The sequence below is a fragment of the Streptomyces torulosus genome (genome assembly GCF_001419765.1).
GTDB classification, from domain to species: Bacteria; Actinomycetota; Actinomycetes; order Streptomycetales; family Streptomycetaceae; genus Streptomyces; species Streptomyces torulosus.
Genome location: NZ_LIRK01000822.1, coordinates 1 through 7,822, shown reverse-complemented (window position 1 = coordinate 7,822; position 7,822 = coordinate 1). Strand labels below are relative to the sequence as shown.

Annotated in this window: 8 protein-coding genes; 7 read left to right on the top strand and 1 reads right to left on the bottom strand. The window is 71.7% G+C overall.

Annotation, left to right across the window (positions count from 1 at the left end):
• Window positions 1-390 (top strand): GNAT family N-acetyltransferase (locus tag AOK23_RS40760; protein ID WP_055717456.1); only part of this gene is annotated, 390 nt, incomplete at its 5' end.
• A 328-nt stretch (window positions 391-718) separates the two neighbouring features.
• A complete protein-coding gene (locus tag AOK23_RS51575; protein WP_005479955.1) occupies window positions 719-850 on the top strand; it encodes a hypothetical protein in 132 nt (43 codons plus the stop codon).
• A 61-nt stretch (window positions 851-911) separates the two neighbouring features.
• On the opposite strand, the gene AOK23_RS40755 is transcribed toward AOK23_RS51575, so the two are convergent.
• The gene (locus AOK23_RS40755) at window positions 912-2,513 is read right to left on the bottom strand and encodes a purple acid phosphatase family protein (RefSeq protein ID WP_055717455.1); all 1,602 of its coding nucleotides are present in this window, start codon (window positions 2,511-2,513) and stop codon (window positions 912-914) included.
• A 144-nt stretch (window positions 2,514-2,657) separates the two neighbouring features.
• On the opposite strand from AOK23_RS40755, the gene AOK23_RS40750 reads away from it, so the two are divergent.
• The 5 genes from AOK23_RS40750 to AOK23_RS51060 all read left to right on the top strand — a co-directional run.
• Window positions 2,658-3,701 (top strand): 3-isopropylmalate dehydrogenase, encoded by a 1,044-nt coding sequence (locus tag AOK23_RS40750; RefSeq protein ID WP_055717454.1) that lies wholly within the window; start codon window positions 2,658-2,660, stop codon window positions 3,699-3,701.
• Window positions 3,702-4,018: 317 nt separating this feature from the next.
• On the top strand, window positions 4,019-5,107 hold the full coding sequence (locus AOK23_RS40745) for a branched-chain amino acid aminotransferase (RefSeq protein ID WP_055717453.1): 1,089 nt from the start codon (window positions 4,019-4,021) through the stop codon (window positions 5,105-5,107).
• Between the two features lie 188 nt (window positions 5,108-5,295).
• Window positions 5,296-5,976, top strand: coding sequence for an urease subunit gamma (gene ureA / locus AOK23_RS40740; protein WP_055717452.1), 681 nt, complete (start codon window positions 5,296-5,298; stop codon window positions 5,974-5,976).
• Window positions 5,973-7,691, top strand: coding sequence for an urease subunit alpha (locus AOK23_RS40735; protein ID WP_055717451.1), 1,719 nt, complete (start codon window positions 5,973-5,975; stop codon window positions 7,689-7,691). Before ureA ends, AOK23_RS40735 begins: the two co-directional genes overlap by 4 nt.
• Before the next feature lie 11 nt (window positions 7,692-7,702).
• Window positions 7,703-7,822 (top strand): agmatine deiminase family protein (locus AOK23_RS51060; protein WP_240496795.1); only part of this gene is annotated, 120 nt, incomplete at its 3' end.

Here is a 7,822-nt window from a genome sequence, read left to right as displayed (position 1 = left end):
GACGAGCGGGGACTCGCCGGACACGGGGCGGTCGTCATGCGGCGGGTCCGGTACGGGGCGCGGTGGCTGCGCGTCGGCTACGTCGAGGGGGTCGCCGTACGCCGGGACGTGCGGCGGACCGGGATCGGCGCCCGGATCATGGCCGCCCTGGAAGGCGTCGTCACCCGCGCCTACGACCTGGGCGCGCTCTCCGCGAGCGACGAGGGCGCCCACCTGTACACGGGGCGCGGCTGGCGGGTGTGGGCCGGACGGATCAGCGCGCTCGGCCCCGGCGGGGTGGTCCGGCTGCCCGAGGAGGAGGGCTCCGTGTACGTGTGGCCCGCGCCCGCCGCCGTGGACGATCCCGAAGCCGAGCTGGTCTTCGACTGGCGGGACGGCGACGTGCTCTGATCCGCGCCGTCCGGGCGATCGGGGCACGGGGAAAACGCGCAGGTCAGAGGGGTGTGACCCAATCCACCGTCTCAGATAGTAGGAAGTCCGATTAATTGTGGAGACAGATGCCCCGGCCTCGCTTAGCTTTGTAGGAGCCGAACGTCTCGCTCGACCCAGCGAATGGCGGTCGTGAGCCGGAGGCCCTAGGCAGGCAACCCCTGCGGCCCCGCTCCCCGGCCCATCCGGGGGCACCTCCCACGCCCTTTAGCACGCCCTTTGGGCAGTGGGGGAGTCTCACAGCCCTCCGCTTCTGTACTCCGGAATGCCTCGAAGGAGTCGATTCCCCATGGCCGAGACGACTGTCCGCCGCCGAGTCCGCCACGTTTCCCGGACCACCGAGTCCGACCGCAAGAACGCCGCCGCCGCCCTCCAGCGCGCCCTCGACCGCAGGGACAACGGCGGCTCCACCGGGCACTGAGCCGCCCCACCAGCCGGGAGCCGCACCCGTTCGGGGTGCGGCACGGCCGTGGGGCATCGGCTCACGCGCCGCGCCGCACCTCGAAGTGGTCGATGCGCCTGCCGTCCTGGGCGAGCGCCGACACCTTGAGCCGGGGCCTCGGCCCCGTCTCCGCCTCCACCGACAGGAACGAGAAGCCGGTGTAGCGGACGCGGGACCACTGGACGACCTCCGTCTTCCGGTTCTTGGACTTCGTCCACCGGAAGGACTCGATCGAGTCGAGGTCGCGGACCTTGCCCTCGTAGCTGTCCTTGACGCCCGGGGGGAAGGCGTACAGCTCCTTGCCGCCCCCGCCCGCGGTGACGTACACGATGCCGTCCCGAGTCGGGTCGGTCGACCCGCCGATCGGCACCGGCCTGCCGACCTCGCCGTTCTTGATGGCGTCGGTCCGCTCGTACGCGTGGTTGTGCCCGTTGATCACCAGGTCGACCTGGTGCTTGGCGAACAGCGGAACCCACTCGGCGCGCACGCCCCCGTCGGACGCGTGGCGTGAGGTGGAGTAGGCGCAGTGGTGGAAGTAGACCACGATGAAGTCCACAGACTTGTCGGCCCGCAGCTCGCCGAGTCGCATGTCGAGCCACTTGGTCTGCCTGCCGTCCGTGTGGCCCAGGTTGGCCGGGATCTCGTACGACACGTCGTTCGCGTCCAGCGCGACCACGCCGACATTGCCGTAGACGAACGAGTACACGCCCGGCGCCCCGCGCGGGTCGAAGCCGCTGTCCGGGAGGGACCAGCGGGCCACCTGACCGCCGTAGCCGTCCGGTGAGTACCAGGCCTCCATGTCGTGGTTGCCGGTCGTCACCATCCACGGCACCGACTTCGCCACCAGCTCGTTCTGCTTGAGGAACAGGTCCCAGAAGCCGGGGTCGTAGGAGTCCGACTTCTCGCCGTGGCCGGTGGTGTCCGCGTAGCAGATGTCACCCGCGTGGAGATGGAAGGCGGGGCTCTCCCGCAGCAGCACATGGTCGTTGGCGAGCGCGTCCTTGCTGACGCCCTGGTCGCCGAAGGCGGTGAACACGAACCGTTCCGGACGCGCTGGCGCCGTGCGGAAGGCGGTGATCGTCCTGCGGTGGGCCGGCGCGGCCGGGTCGAAGCCCTCGTGGCCGACACCGTAGTAGTACGTCGTGCCGGGCTTCAGGCCGTCCAGGGCCGCGTGCACGTAGTACTGCTCGAACGCCGGGCGCACGCCCTGGAGTTCCGGGGTGTACAGGTCGCGGATCTCGGCGTCGACGCGCCGGCTCAGGTCCTCGGGGCGCAGCCCCACCCGCACGAAGGGCTTCTTGACGGCCGCCGGCAGCTGCCAGGAGATCCGCATCTGCGTCTTCGGGTCGGCGCCGAAGGCGAGATGGCGGCCGAAGGGCACGACGGCCGAGGCGGGCACCCGTTCCGTGGCCGTGACGGAGGGCGAGGGGGACCGCCGCCCGGTCGCCGTACCGGACCCGGAGCAGCCGGTCAGCAGCCCGCCGGCCACCGCCCCGGCGGTCACCAGCGTGCGCCGCCGCGTCAGCTTGGTGCGCAGGTACTCGTACTGTTCCGGCATGCTGAGCCGGCGGGCCAGCGGCTCGGGGATGCCGACGTCGGGGACGGGGAGTCCGGGGGGCGTCCCCCTGGATGGCGCAGTCATGCTGGGCAACTTCCCAGCAGAGGCCAACTCCCGGCAAACACACGGGTGAACGCCGGTCAACGGATCGGTGCCGACGTCACCCCGGCGCGTCCATATCGCGGACGGCCCGTGTCATCCCGTGGGACAAGGAGTACGGTGCCGCACATGTCTCGCAGCCTCAATCTCGCAGTGATCCCCGGTGACGGCATCGGTCAGGAAGTCGTGGCCCAGGGTCTCAAGGTCCTCTCCGCCGTCCTTCCGCAGGATGTGAAGCTGGAGACCAAGGAGTACGACTTCGGCGCCCAGCGCTACCACGCCACCGGTGAGACCCTCACCGACGCCGACCTCGACGCGCTGAAGCAGCACGACGCGATCCTGCTGGGCGCGATCGGCGACCCGAGCGTCCCCTCCGGTGTCCTGGAGCGCGGCTTCCTGCTCAAGCTCCGCTTCGCCTTCGACCACCATGTGAACCTGCGTCCGTCGAAGCTGCTGCCGGGTGTCGCCACCCCGCTCGCCGGCCAGCCGGAGATCGACTTCGTCGTGGTCCGCGAGGGCACCGAGGGCCCGTACACCGGCAACGGCGGCACCATCCGCAAGGGCACCCCGCAGGAGGTCGCCACCGAGGTCTCCGTGAACACGGCCTTCGGTGTCGAGCGCGTCGTCCGCGACGCCTTCGCCCGCGCCCAGGCCCGCCCCCGCAAGAAGCTCACGCTGGTCCACAAGAACAACGTGCTGACCTTCGCGGGCCACCTGTGGACGAACATCTTCACCAAGGTGGCCGAGGAGTTCCCCGAGGTCACCACCGACTACATCCACGTCGACGCCGCGACCATCTACCTGGTCACCGACCCCGGCCGCTTCGACGTGATCGTCACCGACAACCTCTTCGGCGACATCATCACCGACCTCGCCGCGGCCGTCTCCGGCGGCATCGGCGTCGCCGCCTCCGGGAACATCAACCCGTCCGGCGAGTTCCCGTCCATGTTCGAGCCCGTCCACGGCTCGGCCCCGGACATCGCCGGCCAGGGCAAGGCCGACCCGTCCGCCACGGTCCTGTCCGTCGCCCTGCTCCTGCGCCACCTCGGCTACGAGGCCGAGGCCGCGCGTATCGAGGAGGCCGTCTCCGCCGACCTCGCGGAGCGCGTCGGCAAGCCCGCCCGTTCGACGAACGAGATCGGCGACGCCCTCGCCGTACGAGTAGCCGGCTGACCCGCCGAGCACTCGAAACCTCCCTCGGACCCGGAGCCCCGCGGCCCCGGTCCACCGAGGGGGAGCCCTTCGAAAGCCGCCGGGTCGCATCGCACCCGGCGGCTTCCGCATGCTCCCGCCGGGTGTCACCATCATCCCCTGGGCCGCATCGCACCGTTTTCGTCCACGGTCATCCACGTTTCGTCCATGCCCGCCGCCGGGCGATAATCGAACGAGGTGCCGCGGAATGAGGGAATGCTCGGACGTCCTATCACTGGCCACTGGCAGTGTGGACGTGAGCGCGGCCCGTCACACACAACCGGTGAAGGACATCACTCATGACGACGCCCACGATCGAGCTGAAGCCGTCCGCCCGTCCGCTCTCGGATGCCGAGCGCGAGGCGATCCTGGCCAACCCCGGCTTCGGCCGCCACTTCACCGACCACATGGTGACGATCAAGTGGACCGAGGGCCGTGGCTGGCACGACGGGCAGCTCGTGCCGTACGGCCCGCTCTCCCTCGACCCCGCGAACATGACCCTGCACTACGCGCAGGAGATCTTCGAGGGCCTCAAGGCGTACCGCCGGCCCGACGGCTCCGTGGCCACGTTCCGCCCGGAGATGAACGCCCTGCGCTTCCAGAAGTCCGCCCGGCGTCTCGCGATGCCCGAGCTGCCGGTGGAGACCTTCATCGAGGCGTGCGACCTGCTGGTCCAGCAGGACCAGGCATGGGTGCCCGCGCACGGCGGTGAGGAGTCCCTCTACCTGCGCCCCTTCATGATCGCCACCGAGGTCGGGCTGGGCGTGAAGCCGGCCAACGAGTACCTCTTCCTGGTCATCGCCTCCCCGGCCGGCGCCTACTTCCCCGGTGGCGTCAAGCCCGTCTCCATCTGGGTCTCCGAGGACCACGTCCGCGCCGTGCCCGGCGGCATGGGCGACGCCAAGACCGGCGGCAACTACGCCGCGTCCCTGCTGGCCCAGGCCGAGGCCGCCGCCGAGGGCTGCGCCCAGGTCTGCTACCTCGACGCGGTCGAGCGGAAGTGGGTCGAGGAACTCGGCGGCATGAACCTGTACTTCGTGTACGGCGACCGCATCGTCACCCCGTCCCTCACCGGCTCGATCCTGGAGGGCGTCACCCGTGACTCCCTGCTGACCGTCGCCGCCGACCTCGGCCACCCCGCCGAGGAGGGCCGTATCTCCATCGACCAGTGGCAGGCCGACGCCGAGAGCGGCGCCCTCACCGAGGTCTTCGCCTGCGGCACCGCCGCGGTCATCACGCCCGTCGGTACGGTCAAGCGCACCGGCGCCGCCTGGCAGCAGTCCGGCGGCGAGCCCGGCCCCGTCACCCTCAAGCTCCGTGAGGCCCTGCTGGACATCCAGCGCGGCACGGTCGAGGACAAGCACGGCTGGATGCACGTCCTGGCCTGACACGCCCACCGGCTCGGCCCAGGGGCCGCCGCGGACCACGCGTCCGCGGCGGCCCCTTCCGCATGCCGGCCCCTACTTTTGAATGACACTCAAATAGTCGCCGGAAGTTGACTCCCCGGCCTTCCCTCCTCCTGTTCCTTGAGTTTAGAGTGACGCTCTAACTCTTCCGGCCCCAGGAGGTGCCGCCCATGCGACTCACTCCCACCGAGCGCGACCGCCTGCTGCTGTTCGGCGCCGCGGAGCTGGCGCGGGCCCGGCGGGCGCGCGGCCTGCGGCTGAACGTGCCCGAGGCGACCGCCCTGGTCGCGGACACCGTCTGCGAGGCCGCGCGGGACGGGGCGAGGCTCGACGAGGCGATCGCGCGGGCGCGGTCGCTGCTCGGGCCGGACGACGTCCTGCCCGGTGTCGCGGACGTCGTCACCGAGGTGCAGGTCGAGGCCGTCTTCGACGACGGCTCCCGGCTCGCCGTGGTCGAGGACCCGATCGGCGGCGGCCTCGGCGAGCGGGCGCCGGGCGCGCTGCTGCCGGGGCCCGCGCACCGGGACCCCGAGGCGGTCGTGCGGCTGACGGTGACCAACACGGCCACCGTGCCCGTCTCCGTCACCTCCCACTTCCACTTCTTCGAGGCCAACCCGCGCCTGGACTTCGCGCGGGCCGAGGCGTACGGGATGCGGCTGGCCGTGCCCGCCGGCTCCTCGGTGCGGTTCGGGCCGGGGGAGAGCGTGGACGTGGGGCTGCTGCCCCTCGGGGGCGAGCGGATCGCGATCGGCTTCGCGGGGCTCGTCGACGGGCCCCTCGACGCCCCCGGAGCGAAGGAAGAGGCCCTGCGCAGGGCCGCAGCCTGCGGATACCTGGGAGCCGCGCGATGAACCCCTCCACCGGCGACCCGGCGAACCGCCCGGCGGCCACCTCGATCGACCCGTACGCGTACGCCGCCACCCACGGCCCCCGCGCCGGGGACCGGCTCCGGCTCGGCGACTCGGGCCTCGTGATCCGGGTCGAGTCCGACGCCCAGCGGTACGGCGACGAGTTCCTCGCCGGCTTCGGCAAGACCGCGCGGGACGGGCTGCACCTCAAGGCGGCGGCCGTCCGCGAGACCTGCGACGTGGTCATCAGCAACGTCGTGGTGATCGACGCGGTGCTGGGCATCCGGAAGGTGTCGATCGGCATCCGGGAAGGACGCATCCACGCCGTCGGGCGGGCCGGGAACCCGGACACCCTCGACGGGGTCGACGTCGTGGTCGGCACGGGCACGTCCATCGTGTCCGGCGAGGGCCTCATCGCCACCGCGGGAGCCGTGGACACGCATGTCCATCTGCTGTCGCCGCGGATCATGGAGGCCTCGCTGGCCTCCGGGGTGACCACGATCATCGGCCAGGAGTTCGGGCCGGTGTGGGGCGTCGGTGTCAACTCGCCGTGGGCGCTGCGGCACGCGTTCGCCGCGTTCGACGCCTGGCCGGTCAACATCGGTTTCCTCGGCCGGGGTTCGTCGTCGCACGAGGCCCCGCTGGTCGAGGCCCTCGCCGAGGGCGGCGCCTCCGGCTTCAAGGTGCACGAGGACATGGGCGCCCACACCCGGGCCCTGGACACGGCGTTGCGCGTCGCCGAGGAACACGACGTCCAGGTGGCCCTGCACAGCGACGGGTTGAACGAGTGCCTGTCGGTCGAGGACACCCTGCGCGTGCTGGAGGGCCGTACGATCCACGCCTTCCACATCGAGGGCTGCGGCGGCGGCCATGTGCCGAACGTGCTGAAGATGGCCGGGGTGCCGAACGTCATCGGCTCCTCCACCAACCCGACGCTGCCCTTCGGCCGGGACGCCGTTGCCGAGCACTTCGGGATGATCGTCTCCGCCCACGGCCTCAAGACGGACCTGCCCGGCGACGCCGCCCTGGCCCGCGAGCGCATCCGCGCCGGGACGATGGGCGCCGAGGACGTGCTGCACGACCTGGGCGCCATCGGCATCACCTCGTCCGACGCGCAGGGCATGGGACGCGCGGGGGAGACCGTGCGCCGGACCTTCGCCATGGCCGGGAAGATGAAGGCCGAGTCGGGCGCCCCGGACGACCACGACAACGAGCGCGTCCTGCGCTACATCGCCAAGCTCACCGTCAACCCGGCCATCGCGCACGGCCTCGCCCACGAGATCGGCTCCCTGGAGGTCGGCAAGCTCGCCGACATCGTGCTCTGGCGCCCCGAGTACTTCGGCGCCAAACCCCAGCTGGTGCTGAAGTCCGGCTTCCCGGCCTACGGTGTCGTCGGCGATCCGGGCGCGGCCACCGACGCCTGCGAACCCCTCGTGCTGGGCCCGCAGTTCGGGGCGCACGGGGCCACGGCCGCCGACCTCTCCGTCGCGTTCGTGGCGCGCGCCGCGCTCGACGCGGGCGCCGACCGGCTGCCGACCCGCCGCCGCAGGGTCGCCGTGCGCGGCACCCGGGGCATCGGCCCCGCCGACCTGCTCCGCAACTCCCGTACCGGCTCGGTCGACGTGGACCCGCGCACCGGCCTGGTCACCCTCGACGGGGAGCCGCTCCGCTCCGAGCCGGCCGACTCCGTCTCCCTCAACCGGCTGTACTTCCTCTGAGAGGCCCTTCGATGTCCGCTGCCGCCGACGGCTTCCGCATGCCCGCCGAATGGGCTCCGCACGAGCGCACATGGATGGCGTGGCCCGGCCCCAACCCCACCTTCGACGGCCCCGACGACCTCGCCGCCGCC

Coding starts and splice junctions, on each gene's coding strand:
- ureA (WP_055717452.1), top strand. CDS start 5,296: ATGCGACTCACTCCCACCGAGCGCGACCGCCTGCTGCTGTTCGGCGCC.
- AOK23_RS40755 (WP_055717455.1), bottom strand. CDS start 2,513: ATGACTGCGCCATCCAGGGGGACGCCCCCCGGACTCCCCGTCCCCGAC.
- AOK23_RS40745 (WP_055717453.1), top strand. CDS start 4,019: ATGACGACGCCCACGATCGAGCTGAAGCCGTCCGCCCGTCCGCTCTCG.
- AOK23_RS40735 (WP_055717451.1), top strand. CDS start 5,973: ATGAACCCCTCCACCGGCGACCCGGCGAACCGCCCGGCGGCCACCTCG.
- AOK23_RS51575 (WP_005479955.1), top strand. CDS start 719: ATGGCCGAGACGACTGTCCGCCGCCGAGTCCGCCACGTTTCCCGGACC.
- AOK23_RS40750 (WP_055717454.1), top strand. CDS start 2,658: ATGTCTCGCAGCCTCAATCTCGCAGTGATCCCCGGTGACGGCATCGGT.